General features: G+C 58.3%; 11 protein-coding genes. 1 reads left to right on the top strand and 10 read right to left on the bottom strand.

The window, feature by feature from the left end; all coding sequences use genetic code 11:
• Window positions 1-20 precede the first annotated feature (20 nt).
• The 7 genes from hflX to JQF37_RS18085 all read right to left on the bottom strand — a co-directional run bounded on the left by hflX (window position 21) and on the right by JQF37_RS18085 (window position 7956).
• Complete coding sequence (gene hflX, locus JQF37_RS18115) at window positions 21-1322, bottom strand: ribosome rescue GTPase HflX (protein WP_130204935.1); 1302 nt, start codon at window positions 1320-1322, stop codon at window positions 21-23.
• A gap of 12 nt (window positions 1323-1334) precedes the next feature.
• Window positions 1335-1595, bottom strand: coding sequence for an RNA chaperone Hfq (gene hfq / locus JQF37_RS18110; protein ID WP_007902656.1), 261 nt, complete (start codon window positions 1593-1595; stop codon window positions 1335-1337).
• 94 nt (window positions 1596-1689) lie between these two features.
• Window positions 1690-2661, bottom strand: coding sequence for a tRNA (adenosine(37)-N6)-dimethylallyltransferase MiaA (gene miaA, locus JQF37_RS18105; protein ID WP_130204937.1), 972 nt, complete (start codon window positions 2659-2661; stop codon window positions 1690-1692).
• Complete coding sequence (gene mutL / locus JQF37_RS18100; RefSeq protein ID WP_189340289.1) at window positions 2661-4559, bottom strand: DNA mismatch repair endonuclease MutL; 1899 nt, start codon at window positions 4557-4559, stop codon at window positions 2661-2663. The genes miaA and mutL overlap by 1 nt, the downstream gene beginning before the upstream one ends.
• A gap of 8 nt (window positions 4560-4567) precedes the next feature.
• Window positions 4568-5998, bottom strand: coding sequence for an N-acetylmuramoyl-L-alanine amidase (locus JQF37_RS18095; RefSeq protein ID WP_130204941.1), 1431 nt, complete (start codon window positions 5996-5998; stop codon window positions 4568-4570).
• Window positions 5999-6469: a tRNA (adenosine(37)-N6)-threonylcarbamoyltransferase complex ATPase subunit type 1 TsaE gene (gene tsaE / locus JQF37_RS18090; protein ID WP_047536712.1), complete on the bottom strand. Its 471-nt coding sequence runs from the start codon at window positions 6467-6469 to the stop codon at window positions 5999-6001.
• Window positions 6457-7956, bottom strand: coding sequence for an NAD(P)H-hydrate dehydratase (locus JQF37_RS18085; protein WP_130204943.1), 1500 nt, complete (start codon window positions 7954-7956; stop codon window positions 6457-6459). Before JQF37_RS18085 ends, tsaE begins: the two co-directional genes overlap by 13 nt.
• 63 nt (window positions 7957-8019) lie before the next feature.
• Between JQF37_RS18085 and queG the strand changes: the two genes are divergently transcribed.
• Window positions 8020-9090: a tRNA epoxyqueuosine(34) reductase QueG gene (queG, locus tag JQF37_RS18080; RefSeq protein ID WP_130204945.1), complete on the top strand. Its 1071-nt coding sequence runs from the start codon at window positions 8020-8022 to the stop codon at window positions 9088-9090.
• 74 nt (window positions 9091-9164) lie between these two features.
• Here queG and JQF37_RS18075 read toward each other — a convergent pair whose 3' ends face one another.
• The 3 genes from JQF37_RS18075 to JQF37_RS18065 form a co-directional block, all read right to left on the bottom strand.
• On the bottom strand, window positions 9165-13907 hold the full coding sequence (locus JQF37_RS18075; RefSeq protein ID WP_223272641.1) for an RHS repeat-associated core domain-containing protein: 4743 nt from the start codon (window positions 13905-13907) through the stop codon (window positions 9165-9167).
• A gap of 91 nt (window positions 13908-13998) precedes the next feature.
• Complete coding sequence (locus JQF37_RS18070) at window positions 13999-15033, bottom strand: hypothetical protein (RefSeq protein WP_223272642.1); 1035 nt, start codon at window positions 15031-15033, stop codon at window positions 13999-14001.
• 357 nt (window positions 15034-15390) lie between these two features.
• Complete coding sequence (locus JQF37_RS18065; RefSeq protein WP_223272643.1) at window positions 15391-19179, bottom strand: DUF6543 domain-containing protein; 3789 nt, start codon at window positions 19177-19179, stop codon at window positions 15391-15393.
• Window positions 19180-19488: the final 309 nt, after the last annotated feature.

The raw sequence follows: 19488 nt of genomic DNA, 5'->3' as shown, positions 1-19488 counted from the left end.
ACAACCGCTTTCTCAGGCTTTTATTGCAAAGTGTGTTGCTCGATGAATTCCATCGGCTGCAATCCTTCGCGGCTTACCAGTCGATTCAACTCGACCCGGGGCAAACGAACGGCCAGCAAACTGATGCCTTCTTCGTCGTGTTCTTCTTTTTGCACCGCGCCGAGTTCGAAAAACTGCGCACGCAGTCGAGCGAATCGTTGCGGCAAGCGCAGGATACCGATAAACAAATCACTGCCAAGTAATTCGGCAATGGCTTGCTCAAGCAATTCCAGTCCAGTGCCATCACGCGCCGACAGCCAGACCCGCTGGGGCTTGCCGTTTTCGTCGCGCTGAATTTGTGGCTCAACGCCTTCAAGCAAATCGAGTTTGTTATAGACCTCGAGGATCGGCAAGTCCTGGGCACCAATCTCGCCCAGCACCACCATCACCTGCTCGATCTGCAACATGCGATCGGGTTCGGCCGCATCGATCACGTGCAACAACAGGTCGGAGTTGCTCGACTCCTCGAGGGTAGACCGAAATGCCTCGACCAGCTTGTGGGGCAAGTGCCGAATGAAACCTACAGTGTCCGCCAGGACAATCGGCCCCAGATCGTCCAGATCCAGACGACGCAAGGTAGGGTCCAGCGTGGCAAACAATTGGTCAGCCGCGTAGACGTCGGATTTCGTCACGTTATTGAACAGCGTGGACTTACCGGCGTTGGTATACCCCACCAGCGACACGGTAGGGATATCCGCACGCGAACGACCACGCCGCGACTGTTCGCGCTGGCTGCGCACTTTCTCCAGCCGGCCCTTGATCTGTCGCAGCCGAACCCGCAGCAAACGGCGGTCGGTTTCCAGTTGGGTTTCACCCGGGCCACGCATGCCGATACCGCCACCCTGGCGTTCAAGGTGAGTCCAGCCACGAACCAGCCGGGTGCTCATGTGGTCAAGCTGGGCCAGTTCTACCTGGAGCTTGCCTTCATGGGTACGGGCGCGTTGGGCGAAAATATCGAGAATCAGACCGGTACGGTCGATCACGCGACACTCGAAAACACGTTCGAGGTTGCGTTCCTGACTGGGCGTGAGGACGTGATTGAAAATTACCAGATCGGCCTCTTCGGCTTTGACCAGGTCGCGCAGTTCCTCGACCTTGCCACTGCCAATCAGGAATTTGGCGGTTGGCCGATGACGCGGCACGTTAAAAAACGCAACGGTCTCGGCGCCGGCCGAATTAGCCAACTCCTGAAACTCCTGCGGGTCTTCGCGCGCCTCAGGGTCCTGTCCATCCAAGTGAACGAGGATGACTCGCTCACCACCACCGTGGCGCTCAAAGAACAAAGGAGACTCCTATCAGGCGTTACCTGGCTCAGCATCACCTGCTTCGGATTCGGTTGCGCTAGGCAGACGAATTGGACGAACCGGCACTACTGTAGAGATAGCATGTTTGTAGACCATCTGGCTGACGGTGTTTTTCAGCAGGATGACGAACTGGTCGAAAGACTCGATCGTGCCTTGCAGCTTGATACCGTTGACCAGGTAGATGGAAACCCCAACTTTTTCTTTACGTAAAGTATTCAAGTAAGGGTCTTGTAGCGAATGCCCTTTTGACATGTGCCGCACTCCTTTAAGGATTCAATATAAAAAAATAGGTAAACAGATGAATTTGGCCGTCACACCCCCAAGGATAGACGGCAATTGCAAGGACTCAGCTCAATATGGAGATGGTCCCCAAGTATTTCAAGGCGCGCGGCAGATTGTCGCAATCGAGGCTGTCCAGCCAATGTAAATCAGCCCAACTGCGCAGCCAGGTGAACTGGCGCTTCGCCAATTGGCGCGTGGCGATGATTCCACGCTCCTGCATCTCGGCTGACGTCAGCTTGCCATCCAGGTAGTCCCAGACTTGTCGGTAACCTACCGCACGTATAGACGGCAACCCGGCATGCAGGTCACTTCGCTTACGCAGGGTTACGACCTCATCTATGAATCCCTGTTCCAACATTAAAGTGAATCTTTGTTTAATTCGGTCGTGCAATACCTGACGATTTGCCGGAGCAATGGCCAAGTTCGCGACAGTATAGGGCAATTGTTGCCGTCCCGAAGCGGCTGCGTCAGTACTTTGCGCAGATTGTTGCAAGCGCAGCTCGGTCATGCTTCGACCGCTGACGCGATAAACTTCCAGCGCTCGACTGAGTCGCTGTGGATCGTTCGGATGAATCCGCGCCGCAGAAACCGGATCAATGACTGCCAGTTGTTCGTGCAAGGCTTGCCAGCCAAGGCGTGCAGCTTCTTCTTCGATCTGCGCGCGAACGTCTGGATCGGCGGCCGGCATGTCCGCCAGTCCTTCGAGCAAGGCCTTGTAGTAGAGCATTGTGCCGCCGACCAGCAGCGGAATTTTTCCGCGCGCGGTGATCTCGGCCATGGCCTCGAGGGCGTCCCGGCGAAAATCCGCGGCGGAGTAGCTCTCGGCGGGGTCGAGGATATCGATCAAACGGTGGGGATATTGCGCCAGAAGTTCTTTCGACGGCTTCGCAGTACCGATGTCCATGCCACGGTAAACCAGTGCCGAATCGACACTGATCAGTTCGCAAGGCAGGACTTTGGTGAGTTCGATGGCCAGGTCGGTCTTGCCGGCGGCGGTCGGGCCCATCAGGAAAATCGCAGGTGGGAGCTGGCTCATCAACGACCGCGCAAGAACAGTTTGTCCAGATCGTCCAGGCCCAACTGGGTCCAGGTCGGTCGGCCATGGTTACATTGACCGCTGCGCTCGGTGTTTTCCATATCGCGCAACAGACCGTTCATTTCCGCCAGGGCCAGACGCCGGTTCGCCCGAATGGCGCCGTGGCAGGCCATGGTCCCAAGCAATTCGTTCAGGTGCGCCTGAATCCGGTCACTGGTGCCGTATTCCATCAGGTCGGCCAACACGTCGCCGACCAGTCGATTGGCTTCAGCCTGCTTGAGCAAGGCCGGAATCTGCCGGATGGCCAGTGTTTCCGGGCCAAGCCGCTGCAGTTCGAAGCCCAGACGCTGGAACCAGGCGACGTGCTCTTCGGCGCAATCGGCCTCGCGCTGGCTGACCGCCAGGGACTCCGGCACCAGCAGCGGCTGCCCGCTCAAGCCTTCGCTGGCCATGGCGACTTTCAGGCGCTCGTACATGATTCGCTCGTGAGCGGCGTGCATGTCCACCAGCACCAGCCCCTGGGCGTTTTCCGAAAGGATGTAGATGCCTTTGAGCTGCGCCAGCGCGTAACCCAGCGGCGGGATATCATCCTGACCGGCCGGCAGCGCTACGGCATTGGCCTCCGGCAGCGGCGCGAAGAATTCACGATAGGCAGCCTGGGCCTCAGCGGCGGGAACCGCGGACTGAGGTCGCGGGGTGTATTGATACTGATAGCCCGAACCAGATCCCGAGCCGGCCGGCGTATTGAGCGACGGTTGCGCTTGAGGCTGCTCCAGCAGCGCATTGGCGGCCAGGCGCATTTCGCCCTGCGGACCGAACTCGCCTGCCTCAAGCCCGACAGGACGGACAATGGCCGTCGCCACCGGTGCAGCCAGTTGATCTTCCGGTCGCACATCACCCAGGGCGCGGTGCAACGTACCGTAGAGGAAATCGTGGACCATGCGCCCGTCACGGAAGCGTACTTCGTGCTTGGTCGGGTGCACGTTGACGTCGACGCCCGCCGGATCAACTTCGAAAAACAGCACGAAGGTCGGATGCCGGCCATTGAATAGCACGTCGCGATAAGCCTGGCGCACCGCGTGGGCCACCAGTTTGTCGCGTACCGCACGGCCATTGACGAAAAAATACTGCAAATCCGCCTGACTACGGTTGAAGGTCGGCAACCCGACCCAGCCCCACAGATGCAGACCGTTGCGCTCGATTTCAATCGGCAGTGCCTGTTCCAGGAAGCCCGGACCGCAGATCGCTGCCACTCGCCGGGCGCGGGCCCCATCATCATGGGCCTCGTGCAGGCTGAGAATGGTCTTGCCGTTGTGGCGCAAATGGAACGCCACGTCGAAGCGCGCCAGGGCCAGACGCTTGATCACTTCCTGCAGATGATCGAATTCGGTTTTTTCGGTCTTGAGAAACTTGCGCCGCGCCGGTGTGTTGAAAAACAGGTCGCGGACCTCGACCGAGGTCCCCACCGGATGGGCGGCTGGCTGCACGCGGGGCGCCATGTCACGGCCTTCGGTTTCCACCTGCCAGGCCTGATCGGCATCGCGAGTGCGCGACGTCAGGGTCAGACGCGCCACAGAACTGATCGACGCCAGGGCTTCACCACGGAAGCCCAGGCTCATGACCTGCTCAAGGTCTTCCAGATTACGGATCTTGCTGGTGGCATGACGGGCCAGCGCCAGCGGCAGGTCATCGGCGGAAATGCCGCTGCCATCATCACGCACCCGCAGCAGTTTGACGCCGCCCTGCTCCACATCGACATCGATGCGTTTGGCGCCGGAGTCGAGGCTGTTTTCCAGCAACTCCTTGATCACCGACGCCGGGCGCTCAACCACCTCACCGGCGGCGATCTGGTTCGCCAGTCGCGGGCTGAGCAGCTCGATGCGGGCAGCGTTGGTCAGCACCTGATTCATTCTTTGGCCGCCAGTTCAGTGCCGGGAATGGTCAAATGCTGACCAATCTTGAGTTCGTCGCTCGACAGGTTGTTGGCACTGCGCAGCGTGGCCGGCGACACCTGGTAACGCACAGCGATCATCGCCAGCGTCTCGCCCGGGCTGACCCGGTGGTCACGCGGACCTTGGGCGATTTTGCCCGAGTCACGCAACCAGGCGATGTAGGTGCCAGGTGGCGGGTTTTGCTGGAAGAACTGACGCACGCCACTGCTGATAGAGCGCGCCAACGCCTGCTGATGGCTCGACGCCGCGAGTTTCGAGGCTTCATTGGCGTTGGAGATGAACCCGGTTTCCACCAGGATCGACGGAATATCCGGCGACTTCAGCACCATGAACCCGGCCTGCTCCACCCGCTGTTTGTGCAACGGCGTGACCCGGCCGATGTTGGTCAGGACTTTCTGACCGACGTTCAGGCTGGAAGTCAGCGACGCCGTCATCGACAGGTCGAGCAACACGCCTGCGAGCATGCGGTCCTTGTCGTCGAGGCTGACGTTGCCGGCACCGCCGATCAGGTCGGAGCGGTTTTCACTGTCAGCCAGCCAGCGCGCAGTTTCCGACGTGGCGCCGCGATCAGACAGGGCGAACACCGAGGCCCCGAATGCGGCAGCTGAAGGCGCGGCATCGGCGTGGATCGAAACGAACAGGTCAGCGCCTTTCTTGCGGGCGATTTCGGTGCGGCCGCGCAAGGGAATGAAGTAGTCACCGGTGCGAGTCAGCTCGGCGCGGAAACCTTTCATGCCGCTCACCTGGCGTTGCAGTTCGCGGGCGATGGCCAGCACCACGTCTTTTTCGCGCTGACCGCGAGAGCCCGAAGCACCCGGGTCTTCGCCACCGTGGCCGGCGTCGATCACGACAATGATGTCGCGCTTGCCGGCCGGTGCCGGCGGCAGCTTGATTGCAGGTTCCGCGGGAGTCACCGGCACTGCCGGCACGGTCGCGACCGAAGGCGTCGGCGCTGGAGGTGGCGCGGCGTCAGACGGACTATCGAACAGATCGACAACCAACCGGTTGCCATACTGCGCGTTCGGTGCCAGGGAGAAACTTTTCGGGGTCACAGCCTTTTTCAGGTCGATGACCACCCGCAGGTCGGTCGGCGTGCGTTGGGCCGAGCGCATGGCGGTGATCGGGGTATTCGAGGTGTTGACGTTCAACGGCGAACCCAGGGTCGCGCCATTGATGTCGATGACCAGGCGATCCGGGGATGTCAGGGTAAAGACACTGTGCTGCACCGGGCCCGTCAGATCAAACACCAGTCGCGTGTTGTCCGGCGCCCGCCACAGGCGAACACTGTTGACCTTCGTGTCGGCCACAGCGTCGACGGTTACCGCCAAAAACAACACCCCAACGGCAGCAACCAACGCGCGAAAGCGCATACCTAACCCCATCATTTATTTGGATTCCAATGCCAAAGCGGCACACCAGGACTCGCCACGCGAGCCTTGGGGCAAAATTTTCAGCGAACGCCCGCTGTCATGCGGGCTAATGGTAATGGTCAGGTCGGGCTTTGGCAAAAAGCCTGCACCCTTGTCAGGCCATTCGATCAGGCACAGCGCGTCATCTTCGAAATAGTCGCGGATGCCGAGGAACTCCAGCTCCTCCGGATCGACCAGGCGATACAGGTCGAAATGAAAGGCACGAATATCGCCGATCTCGTAAGGTTCGACCAAAGTGAAGGTCGGACTTTTTACCGCCCCGACATGCCCCAGGCCACGGATGATGCCCCGGGACAGCGTGGTTTTCCCCGCCCCCAGATCTCCCTCGAGAAAGATCAGACCGTGCCCTTTCGTGGTTTGGGCGATGCGTGTACCCAATTCAGTCATCGCCGCTTCATCAGCCAGATACAGGGTTACTTCAGACACGGTGCTTGCTCCTCCAACAACTGACGAATGGCTGGAATCAGATCACTGGCCGCCAGCCCACGGCCGAATTTACCTTGTTGCTCGCCGGCATTGGCATGCAGCCAGACCGCCAGGCACGCGGCGTCGAATGCCTCCATGCCCTGGGCCAGCAACGCGCCGACCACACCCGCCAGCACATCACCCAACCCGGCAGTGGCCATCGCCGGATGCCCTTGGTGACACACGGCCAGCCGCCCGTCGGGACTGGCGATCAAGCTGCCGGCGCCTTTGAGCACTACGACCGCTGTATATTTTTTGCTCAACGCATGGGCCGCGGCGGGCCGATCCGCCTGAACTTGCGCCGTGCTGATGCCTAACAAGCGAGCGGCTTCGCCCGGATGCGGGGTGATCACACAATCCCTGGGCAACCTCACCCGTTCCTCGGCCAGCATGTTCAGCGCGTCGGCATCCCAGACTTGCGGCACCGGCGCGTTGGCGGCAGCCGACAAAAGACTGCGTCCCCAAGCCGCCTGGCCCAAGCCTGGGCCAACCACCAACACGGAAACCTTTTGAAGCAATCCCATCAGTTGATTGGCTGACGAAGCGCCCACCACCATCGCCTCGGGGATCCTGGCCAATGCGGCAGGCACGTGTTCGCTGCGAGTGGCCACCGACACCATGCCGGCACCGCTGCGCAGCGCACTTTGCGCACTCAGCAGGATCGCACCACCGAAACCGCGATCGCCGCCCATCAGCAGCACATGGCCGAAATTGCCTTTATGGGAAGCAGGCGGACGCGCAGCCAGAAACGGCAGCTTGCCAGCCGTCAGACGACGGGCGCTGATCGGTGCGCTTTCAAGTAACTGAGGATCGGCGTGCAAGTCGTTGAACACCAGTTCGCCCACCACATCCGCCGCGTCACCGGTGAACAAACCCACTTTCAAACCGATGAACGTCACGGTCAGGTCCGCCCGGACCGCATGAGCGAGGATGCGCCCGGTATCGGCGCTCAGACCGGAAGGGATATCCACCGCCGCCACCGGCAGACCGCTTGCATTGATCGCAGCAATGGCACTGGCATACGGGTCGCGCACGTCACCGCTCAGCCCCGTGCCGAGCAAGGCGTCGAGCACGACACCACGCAATTGCGACTGCGCGCTCCACGCTTCGATAGAGACCTTTTCAGACACGGCCTCGGCATGGGCCAGGCCGGCATCGCCTTGCAACCGTTGCGGATCGCCGACCGCCAATACCCGCACCGTCCATCCGGCGCGCCGGGCCAGCACCGCCACCAGATAGCCATCACCGGCATTGTTGCCTTGCCCTGCCAACACGCTCAATTCGGTCGCCGACGGCCACTGACGAACCAGCGCTCGCCAAGTCGCCCGAGCCGCACGCTGCATCAATTCGAAGCCCTTTGTTCCGGCCGCGATCAGGCTCGCATCAAGTCCCCGGACCTGTGCAGCGCTGTACAGCGCGTCGGGTAAATCATCTTTAGTGTGCGGCATGCGTCTTCAGGCTCCGATGTCTGGCAGAATTATACGCACCTCAGCTCCGGTTTCTCTCGCCTCATGCCCGCTATTACTCCAGACCTGCCCACTCTCGCCCAATCCATCAAGGACTGGGGCCGCGAGCTGGGCTTTCAGCAAGTCGGCATCAGCGGTCTCGACCTGGGCGAGCATGAGCAGCACCTGGAGCGCTGGCTCGACGCCGGCTACCACGGCGAAATGGACTACATGGGCGCCCACGGCAGCAAACGCTCGCACCCGGAAGAACTGGTGCCGGGCACATTGAGAGTCGTTTCCCTGCGCATGGACTACCTGGCGGGCGACACGCAAATGGCGCAAATGCTCGCCCAGCCGGAAAAAGCCTACGTATCACGTTATGCCTTGGGCCGCGATTACCACAAATTGATCCGTAAACGCGTGCAACAACTGGCGGAAAAGATTCAAGCTGAAATCGGCCCGTTCGGCTATCGCGCCTTTGTCGACAGTGCGCCTGTTCTGGAAAAAGCCATCGCCGAACAGGCCGGCCTGGGCTGGATCGGCAAGAACACGCTGGTTTTGAATCGCAAGGCCGGCAGTTATTTCTTCCTGGCCGAGCTGTTTGTCGATTTGCCGTTGCCAGTGGACCCGCCCCACGCCACCGAGCATTGCGGCCGATGCAGTGCCTGCCTCGACATCTGTCCGACCAACGCCTTCGTCGGCCCCTATGTGCTGGACGCCCGGCGCTGCATTTCCTACCTGACCATCGAACTCAAAGGCGCGATCCCCGAAGACCTGCGTCCACTGATCGGCAATCGAGTGTTCGGTTGCGATGACTGCCAGATCGTCTGTCCGTGGAACCGCTTCGCCCGGCCGTCCGATGAAAGCGACTTCAAGCCGCGCCATAGCCTGGACAATGCCGAGTTGGCGGAGCTATTCATGTGGGACGAGGACAAGTTCCTGAGCAATACCGAAGGCTCGCCATTGCGGCGGGCAGGCTATCAGAGCTGGTTGCGAAATCTCGCCGTGGGGTTGGGAAACGCGCCCTCAACGATTCCGGTGCTGGAAGCGCTGAAGGCGCGACGGGAGTACCCGTCGGAACTGGTCAGAGAGCATGTGGAGTGGGCACTGAAGCAACACACCGATCGTCTCGAATGATTGAAGCGGCTATCGAGTGCAACAAGATCAAGTGAGGCTCAAGCAAAGTTGAAATGATCAGCGCCCGGTAACACTCAGGTATGCCCGCCAACCTGCAATATTTCGACAATGTGATCGGTGTCATGCACCAAAAAAGTCACCCTGTCCTTACCACCTATTCGCACTTCGAATCGGCCCAGCTTCTTCTCCAGAGCTGTGTATTTCGGATCTCCCATCCTCTTCGAGGCCTCTACTGGAGAAAGACCCTCGTCAGCTATGCCTCGTTTGAATACCTCGAATTCATCCAGTTGGGATCGACCCAGATCCGACTTTATGTTTTTTTCCTTGGGCCCCTTCAGGGTCCATTTTTTCGGTGTGTCATCCACTTTCCCACCTGCCTTCGCTGCTTTGGCGGCGGCTTTCGCCCCTTTGCCTTTGGCCATCGATGATCCCGCCCTCGACGCTCCGTTACTCATCCCCCTGGACATGGCCCTCGCTGCATCCGCGGGTTTTCCACTCAACCCGGGCTTGAAGGCATTCGCCAATTTACTCCCCCATTGAGCAGCACTTTTGCCGAGGGCGCCCAAACCGGCCCCTAACGACATCACACCAGTGGCCAGGCTGGCCCAGCCCAAAATCTCTCCGATCCCTGACTGCGGCGCCACTTCGTCGACAATGATGCCGGCAATCCCCAACGTTGTAGACGCAGCCGCCAGCGTCAGACCAATGATCGCGAGTGGCGTGGCGGCCCCCATTGTCACGACACTCAGGGCAAAACCGGCAATGGACAACGCTATCCCCAACAAGGCTTTCCAAAAATGCCCTGTCGGATCCACTCGATTGATGGGGTCGCCCCCACAATAGGCGTAGGGGTTCAATCCGCCGGCGCCGAACGGGCTCATGCTGTCCGGGCTGAGAAAGCGCATCAGCGCAGGGCTATAGGCACGGTAGCCATTGCCCAGCAAGTACAAGCCTGTCGAAGGGTCGAGTGCTTCGCCACTGAACCCCAGCACGGCAAATAGGCCGCCTTCCGCCGGACGATGTCCATATGGGCTGTAGGCAAAATCCTGGCGCCGCGACCCAGTGACCTCGGTCAACACACTCTGCTGCTGGTCGGCACCCAACAACCTGGTGCCGGCGTCCTGCCCTTGCCGGTTCTGCCCCAATAAAATGCCGGCGTTGCGCAAGCAGGTGCTCTTGTCCGGGCCGCACACTTCGTTCAGCACGCGGCCTTCGCGGTAATATCGCTGGGTCGGCGGGCCGACCGGCTGTGACAGTTCGACCAACCGATCCTGCGCGTCGTAGTGATAGCCGCGCACCACGTCCCCGACGGCGCTGGCCACTTGAGTCAGGCGTCCCAGCGCATCGTAAGTCAGCCTGCGGGCCTGTTCGTCCCTGATCAACTGACCGTTGGCGTCATACTCCAGCACGACCGGCGCCGGATAATCCTTGTGGCTGTGTCGGATGCCGATCAATTGAGTAGGATCGCTGGCACTGTAATCGAAGGACGCCAGGTTTTTACCGCCGGGAAATTCGGTTTCCAGGGAGACGATGTTGTCCATCGCATCAAACACGTAGGTTTGCTTGATGATCTCTTTGCCATACGGGTCGCGCGGTCGGTGGGTGCCACGGCTGCTGTACTGGCTCAGGCGGCCGCGCGAGTCGTACGTGAAGCGCTCGTCGCGTATGACGTCATCGCCGTTTTTCAATGTGCGTTGCGCCAACTTGCTGGTCGGTGTGTAACTTGAAGTCAGGGTTTGGCTGCCTGATCCAGCGGCCTCGAAACGGCGTGAGATTTCTCGCCCCAGATCATCGTAAGCCAGTCGGGTGACCAGCGAACTTTCCCCCTTCATGTCTTGGGCGTCGACCTCAGTCAACTGACCCAGCGCGTTGTAGGCAAATGCGGCTTTGAGTGCATGTTGTTCAAACGATTTTGGACGCCCCCATTCATCGTAATCAGTCGTGTGTCGGTGACCGAGCACATCGGTGCAGGTGAGGGGACGCCCCCCCAATGAATAGCTATAGAGGGCCTTCTCCTGCTGTTCGCCCACGATGGACAGCTCACGTTTGAGCCGCCCGGAGGGGTAATACTCGAAGCGCGTCTCGCGTCCTTGCTCCGTACACATCGTCGGCAGACCAAGCCTGGGATGGTAGGCATACCTGGCGAGTAATCCGTTGGCGTTGCGTTGAATCACTTGCCCGCCAAGGTTGCGTTCGTACTGGTATTCGATCCGTTCACCACCTGGCGCCTGCTCCCAGGCGGGCTTGCTGAAGCCCGACTCGAACCCCGCCCTGGTCACTCGACCGCCGACGTTGCTCTGGATCAACCGTCCGAGCCCATCAAAGGCCTGCTGACCCAGACTACGGCCCGCGACTTTGACCTCGACGGGCATTTGTCCGGGACTGTGGGATGCATACTCGGTTTCCACAGCATGGCCATCGGGCAATACACTGCGCCGGAGCCGATTGAATACGTCGTACTGATAACCCGTTGTATTCCCTGCCGGATCGGTCCGACTGACACCCCTTCCCAGGCCATCATATTCGTGAAGGGTCTTGCCCAGACTCCGTCCCTTCAGGTCGAACACCTCGATACTCTCGGGTTTGCCGAACCCCTGGTAGACCGTGACGGTCTTGCCCATGCCTTCTTGCCACTGCACTTCCCGAAGGGTCACTGGGTCGAATTCCACGTGCGCTTTTCGACCGTCGCCATGGAGCGTGGTTTTTACCTGCCCCCAATCATCAAGGATGAAGGTGGTTTTTATCGCCAGGGGAGCGCCCTGCAACCAGTCAGTGCCGGTTTCTTCGATGAGCTGGCCCGCCGCGTCGTATTGCGCCGAGTAAACCGGGCGTAGCGGCCCATCGGCCTGGTGGTCGCTGTCTTGCTCCTCGATACGAATCGTACGCCCGAGACCGTCAAGAGTGACGCGCTGCTGCTGGCCGTTTACGTCAGTGCTGACGATCGTCGCCGGTGTGCTATTGCCAACCGCCGGTTGATAGACATTGCTGCGCCTGGCGGTATACGCGGTGTCAGGCGCCACAGTCTCTGTCACCACGCGGCCAAGAGCGTCGTACTCGAAGACAACTGTCCCTTCATCCTCGTTCCGCTCGGATAATTTCACCCCATTGAGGGCTGAAAAGGCAGTGGTGACCGTTTTGCGGGTGCCATCAAACCCTTTCAGCGTGGTTTGCAGCGTACGGGTCGCGCCACCATGGCTGTACTGGAATTCAGATTGGGTCGATTGGCCATTACACGTGATGGTTTGCTTTTCCAGCAGACCGTGAACCAGGGGATCGGTGGGGCGATCGATATAAACCAGGTCAGTTTGAGAGCAGAGCGTCTCGCTGCCCTGTGCCAGTTCAAGAAATTGCTCGCGCACGCGGACAATGTTCTGCGCCGATGCGCCACTCATCCCACGTTGTAGCTGATAACGATAACGTGTGGTAGTGGTCTCGGCCGCAGCGAATCCAGGTGCTGGAAAGACTGTTCGCTGTTTCTCGAACCGCACGAAACCCAAGGGGTCCGCCGGACAACCATCGGCACCCGCCGCCGGGTAGAACTCGCAAACAGTGGTCACGCCACTCGGTTCGACCTGCTTGAGCAAATTGCCAAACGCATCGAATTCGGTACGCAACACCTCGTCCCGCGATGTGTTCGTCTCGCGGTCGTGGTAACGCAGGGTCTGAACTCTTGGCAATCTGAACTGTGCCGGCTGCTCTGAAAAATCTTTGCGCGGATCAAGGTGATACTCAATCAGTTGCGAGGTAGCCACCTTCTTGCAAGTCGCCACCTCCGAGACCTGCAGATGATATTTGTTGTAGGTACGGACCGTAGAGCGATGAACCTTCCCATCCAGCATCAAGCGCTCGGTCGAGGTATAGGAATAGTCGTCTGAGGCCTGATAAAGGTTATCTCCTTCCTCCGACCACTTGATGTCCTCGGCGTCGAAACCCAGAAAATTGTTGTCGGAATACTCGTAATTGGTGGTTATCGCCGGCTGATTGTGCCGGGGGAAAACCGTATGCGAGTTGACATAGGGAATGGATCGCAGGGGAGCTCCGCGCGGAAATCGATGCCCCTGCTGCTGATAACCAATGAACTCGCGTGCACCCAGCGGCGAGTCGACTTGCTTCAGATAACTTCGACCTTCGATATCCTCGTACGTCAGGATCCACGCATCGCCGGTCGGCAAATCAATGGATACAACCCGGTCATTGACGAGCGACAGAACAAAGCGCGCCTCACAGGGGGTGTCGGGGTATTGAACAAGGCTAACTGCACCACGGTTGCGCGAAACACTCAGTAAAATACGCTGATCGTCCCTCACTTCCCTGAGTATTGGCTGATCGTTTATAGCGGTGTAACCGAGCGTGATGCTGCCGCCATTTGGCGCAACAATTCGCTTCGGAACGGCTATGTCACTCGCACCGTAGACTTCGAGTTCTTCACGCAGACCGTCCTTATGCACAATGTCATAGCGATTGGGTGCAGGACGACTGGCCTTGATGGTTTCCAGCTTCAGTTCATCGAAGGTCAAGCGTGTGGCCGATGTCCTGGCCTTATAACTTTCACCACTGGACAGCGTCAGCGTCTGCGCCGCCGTGTCGTAGCGGGTCAATGCCAATGACCACCCCACTCCCAAACCAATATCAGCGCCGTTGAGCGGATTGAAGTACAGGTTGATCGGCAAGGAAGGGCCATTTAACCCACCGGACTTGATTTCACCCATCGTTATGGAGCAGGTATAAATTCCTGTACGTGGATCGACCCCCCCGGAAATGAAATCATGAAAGTTAAAAGCATTTGAATAAATATTTCTTGAGTTACTTATAGTCATTTGACGTCCCCATCAGCATGAACCCCAGTCTCTTTCATAGAGGCGAGGCTGGCGCCAAACTTTTCGAAAAAAGCCAAGCGCCAGGCGAGTATCAACCCCTGTGCAAACTAAACTTGAGATTACGCTCATCTATTTGGATCGACAGCGCATGATCATTACCGAATTCATCAATAACGATAAACGGGAACGTCTCTTTCCGAGCCTGAAAATCATCAGCGCGCCTTGGCGATAGACCTTTAACTAACGAGAGCTCTCCAGATCGTTTATGCACATCAATGTCGTACTGCCAGCCTGGCATATTGACTCGGACGCTCTTCTGAACAGCAGAAGGGAAAACGCCAGTAAAGAATCTTATCGCCCGCGCAGCACCCTCCAGGTTCATTCGACAAAAATTTATCGGATATTTGCTGTCCGGATTGTACTTCGCGCTTTCCCACGAAAAAAGTTCAACCTGTGTCGAACCAAGGTAGAGCCCTAGATGGTATAAGAAAAATTGTTCATCCACACTCTTAATATTTAGTCGTTCCAAATCCCAGCGAAACTGATCAATTGCATAAGTCGCCTTTCTCTCAGCATGGAGTACGACACTTTTGTTTATTTTCCTGCCATCCGGGTTAGTCGTATTGTTACTCCTGTAAACTTTCCCTTGCAGCGTCACCTCTACCGCGATTTGTGTCTGTCCGACGACAGAGGACGACACCCAAAACACCAGGGGTGCCTGTCGAAAGGCGGAAAGACGATCGCTGACCAAGGATGACAGCCCCCATCCCGGTACCTCATGGGAATACTTGTTCTCGATAGGGCTGGAGCTCCACCCCTGCAACGGGCTGCCAGTATAGACATCCACCTTCAAAGGCTCGCCAGTGTGATATTCGATCAACCTTGCCGAAAACAGGTCAGGAAAATATGGCAGCGAAACAGGATTACCATCTGCATCCTGGGCTTCTACAAAGACCCATACCCGCACCTGCATTCTGCCATTGGCATATAACCTTTTCGATTCAACGCCAGGCGCTTCGAATCTGACTTCAAGCCTGGTTACTTTATCGATCTGCACGGGTGCCTGCGCTTGCAACGCATTTTCAACAGAAACGATTTCAACACCAGGTTCTTTCGAGTCACTCATATCCATATTCCTTGCCATTTTTTAGTAGCAACCTTTTGGCTGCATTGAATGCTGTATCCGACAACTGGCAACTTCACCCACTGCCTGACTACACGCTCTTACCAAAAACAAATAACAAGAAAGACAGATCGCGACCATTCACAAGATTAACAGACTATTTCCACTCACCCATATAACCAATGAGAACACTCAGCCCTCGAAGAAACGGAAGAGCTGAAGACCGCGCGCCCTCTAGCTTAAGCACTTGACGCGCGACAACTTCAGCTCTTCTTGACTTGATATTTCTAAAACCAGACCGACTACAGCCCTCAGAAAAACACGCAGCAATCGCAACAACAATCAACACATCGATTTTGTTCAGTCGTCATCCACACTACTTTCATCACCCGTTTCCAGCCCACTTTCATCGGATTCGGTTTCGATACCAAGCTCCTGAATTTCGTCTACCAACTCGTCATCCACCTGAATCAGGATCTGCTTATCAATGCTGAAATTGTTTTTATATTCGGAAACACGTTGCTGACTCGCAGCACTCAGGGGGTTATCCGTAAAGTTGTAATTCACAGGGCGGGTATCAGGCACATCGAACAACTCATCAGGCATTTCTACAATTTCATTGAACGTCAAGTCGGCAAACGCCAATTTTTCCAACCCGAACAGTCCATCGGGCACTTCCCTCAATCCGGTGGACTTCAAGTGCAGCCGCTCAAGCTTCTTCATGTGGACCACCTGAGGGCTGAGACCCAACGGATTATTGTCCAGGTCCAACTCTTCAAGGTTCTCCATATGAGCCAACCCTTCTGCAGTGGCCTGCGTCAAACGAAGGTCGCAATTCTCGAGCGTCAGGCAGATGAGTGAGCGCATCTGAAAGGTCTCGACAGGGAAGGACTCCAGGCGAACGCCCCTCATCGTCAGGAACTGAAGATTGGGGAAGCGTTCAAGAAAGCGGCCTGCCCTTAGACAACCACTGCTGTTGACCAGCAAAAACTCGGACACATGACTGAAATCCGCCGACAGTTCAGGCAAGTCGCCAATGACGTCCAGTTTTGAAAAAAACCGGCGGGTGTCAAAGCGGTTTTCCGGGGTCAGTTGCCGGCGCCAACAGGCCTTCACCACCTCAATGAAAGCGGCGCGGTTACGCTTTTGCGCGGCGCTCACCTCGGCAGACAGCGCAACATCCGTCAGAGGGTGACGAGCGGGCACGTCGTCGGCCCAGATCTGCAGGTCATTGAGCAGTGTCAGGTGTTCATTTTCCAGGTGGACCAGGGCTGGCAACGGATCGGCACCCAGGCGGGTCTCTCGCAAGGCCTGTAAATCTTCTTCCGCCAACGTGGGAAACAGCCTGCGCAAGCGCGGCTCAATCGCGCCGGATGCCGTGGGCAAGCTGTCACCACCGCCCAGCAGATAACCGGCGCGACCTACCGCCAGTCCCATGGGAGAGCGCGCACCGGGTTCCAGAGACGGTTGTCCGAACAACGCTCGCAATTCGGACCGCGGCAACAATGGCCGACGCCTGATGGCCTGCTCCAACGCCCCCCCCTGCCCGACGTGAGGCAAACCAATGGCTTCGCGCTGCGCCTGGGGCAACGCATGCTGGACCGCACCGAACAGATTATCCAGGCCATGGAGCGCCTCGCCATGCTCATCAAAGGCCTCGTATCGCCCCTGTTGCCTGACCAGAACCTTGCGTATCGACGCATCGGGACGGCCGATGCTGTCATGCAGAGCGCCCGCCACATCGACGTCACGCACTTCGATGCGAATGTCCGCCGACCAGCCGTCGAGCGTTTCGAGCATATGCAGGGCCAGCATGTCTGTATCCGTGCTTGATTGCGCCTCCAGGTAGAGTCCCTCATAGGCGCGGTTCAGGCGCAATTCACGCAGGTAGTACAGCGCTTCGTGAGCCATTCGCCGCGGCATGCCATGCCTGTTGTGCAGGTGCAGGCGTTCGGCGGCTCCGGACTCGGCCCACAACTCCTGCGCGATCGTGCGCGGCAACCGTGGAAAAACCCGGCGCATCTGCCGGGTGTGGCTGTCCGCGCCTGACTCGAAAGCCTCCTCAAGGGCCCCGAACAACTGTTCGCGACAGGTTTGTGCCCATTGCGCCATGCGGCTGCGCAGCAGCGAGGCACGAACCGTCACTGACGGCAGCGCGTCACCCGGCGCGGTGCTTAACCCAAGGAGTCTTTTCAGGGCCCCCTCTTCCAGAGTGGTCACAACGGTTTGAATCACGTTGCCGTCGAGCAACTGCCCCTCGGACAACACCACCTCCTGCGTCTTCAGCAACTCCAATTGCAGAGACACGTCAGCCTTGGCGTAAATGCCAGGGTCCGGGCTGGCGACGTATTCACGAAACGCCCGAACCCGCTCATCGACCTTGAAACGTCGAATCGTATCCTCCAGCAAGGCCGGTGGACGCCGCGCGTGAACGTGCAGGTGCCGCAGCATCGCTTCATCGATCCCGCTGACCGCCAATATGCGTTGCGCGGTCTCGTCGGAAAACGCTGCAACCGAGTGCCCCAGGCGCCGGAACAGTTGCGCCCCCTGCCATTGCATCGGTCGCTCGATCTCGTGGGCCCAGGCGCCGGCGCCGTTGTGGGCGAGTCGCGGTCGGTAGGCGTCCGCCCGCTGCGGGTGGCGAATGCAATACGTACCGCTTTCAGCCTCGGCGCCCACTGCATAAGTGCGCCCCTGAAGCGTCAAAAAGGTTTTGCCGGCGTGATGCTGTAGCCCCTGCTCGTCCGGTAGGCCGCCGGTCGGCAGCGCGGCGGTTTGTTCGTAGGGTTGCAGGTCGGGATTCCATAAACGCATGCGACCGTCGGGCAGTGCTACCGGTTTAAGCCCCTCGATAAACGCCGATGGCTTGAGGGGGAGCACCTTTCCGGCCACAGCCCCCGCCACCCCGAAAGCACCGAGCTGCGCGAGGTTCTCGGCGATGACCAGCAGATGATCAGCGGCTTCGGACACTTGCCCTTCAGCCCAATCGAGAACACCGGTAAAGGTTTCCTCGAGCAATTGATAAGCGGTGTACGCCAGCATCACTTCACCCAGAAACGGCACGAAGGGCATTGCCACCAGGGTTGCGACCTGCACGACGATCGAAGCCACGTTTTCCAGGCTGTCCCACAGCGCCCAGCGCGACTGGCGATCCTGATCGGCCGTGGGCACCGCGATGATGCGCGCGTCATTGAGGATTTTGTCGAGCTTGTCCTGATACAGCCATTGCCATGGATCACCCTGAACCGGGTGCGCGTGGAAACGCAACTTGGGGTTGTCGACGGGCGTGCGTCGCCAGGCCGGCCGCGGGTCACCCGGCTTTACTGCATGCCAGGTCTCGGCATTCAAGTGCTGGTCAAGTTCGGCAAAAAAATAACCGCGCTGCTCATGGGCGATGAACCGGGCAAAAAACCGTTGATAGGCCGGTGAACGCAGTTGCTCCGTCAATGCCGTCTTGAACGCCAGGGCCGACGGGTACTCTTTGATCGGATGCTGTGGATCGTCAGGCACGTACACGATCAACGGTTCCACGCGGGATGAACGTTCCAGATCACCCGCCAGCACCATGATCCCGGTCAGCCGGGCCGTCATGATCTGCAACTGGTAGCAGCGCAACGCCAGACTCGACACGCCATCCAGCAGCCGCAGCAGCGACGCCTGGGAATCGGTACCGATGTCCCCTTTCATCCGCGCCAGGAGCACAGCCGCCCTGAACGCATCTTTTTGACTGGTCTTGACCCTGAACGCCAGTCCGACCTTGGCCACCGAATCCCTGGGTAACAGAATCGCCTCCAATTGTGATGCGTACTGACCGCCGATATCCAGTTCGCGGCACATTGAAGCAAAGGCGCCGATCGTTATTCGTTCGTTAATGGGCAATACATGAAAATGGCCTCGGCTATCAGGTTCGCTGATAAAACAGGATGCATTATCAAAGTACTGGTCAGCGGCTTCCTTCTTCTCAAAGTTATGCAAGGCCGCGTCTAACAGGGAAAGGGTTTTAACTTGATACCCCGGCAAAATGCCTTTGGGCAAATAGAGCCGCAAGTATGAGCGGGCAACATCGAGCTCAACGCCAAAACGATTCTTCAGCGCCTGGCGCAGCAAGGGCTCGGCAAACCGCCGGGCATCGGCCAACGACTCGAACACCCGGTCCAGCCTGGCCTGGGATATCCAGCTGGCTTTGACCGCCTGCGCCAATTCTGCGTGTGAAGCCGCCGATACCGTTCGGTACCATTCAGGAACGATGACAGGTGCTTGCCGCAAAGCCAAGCGTCTGTCGGGTGATGCCTGGGTTAACCAATCAGGAATTTTTTCTTCAATGAATCGCTTATGACCATCATCCGTGCAATGTTCAAAACATATATCAAACATACAAGCAGCCTATAAACCGAAGTTGAACTTCAGTTTATAAAAGCCAACCATCCACTATGCGTTAAATAATTACCGCATCTTCGC

Source organism: Pseudomonas sp. MIL9, assembly GCF_016887925.1.
GTDB lineage: Bacteria > Pseudomonadota > Gammaproteobacteria > Pseudomonadales > Pseudomonadaceae > Aquipseudomonas > Aquipseudomonas mohnii.
This window is presented reverse-complemented; position numbering and strand designations above follow the sequence as displayed.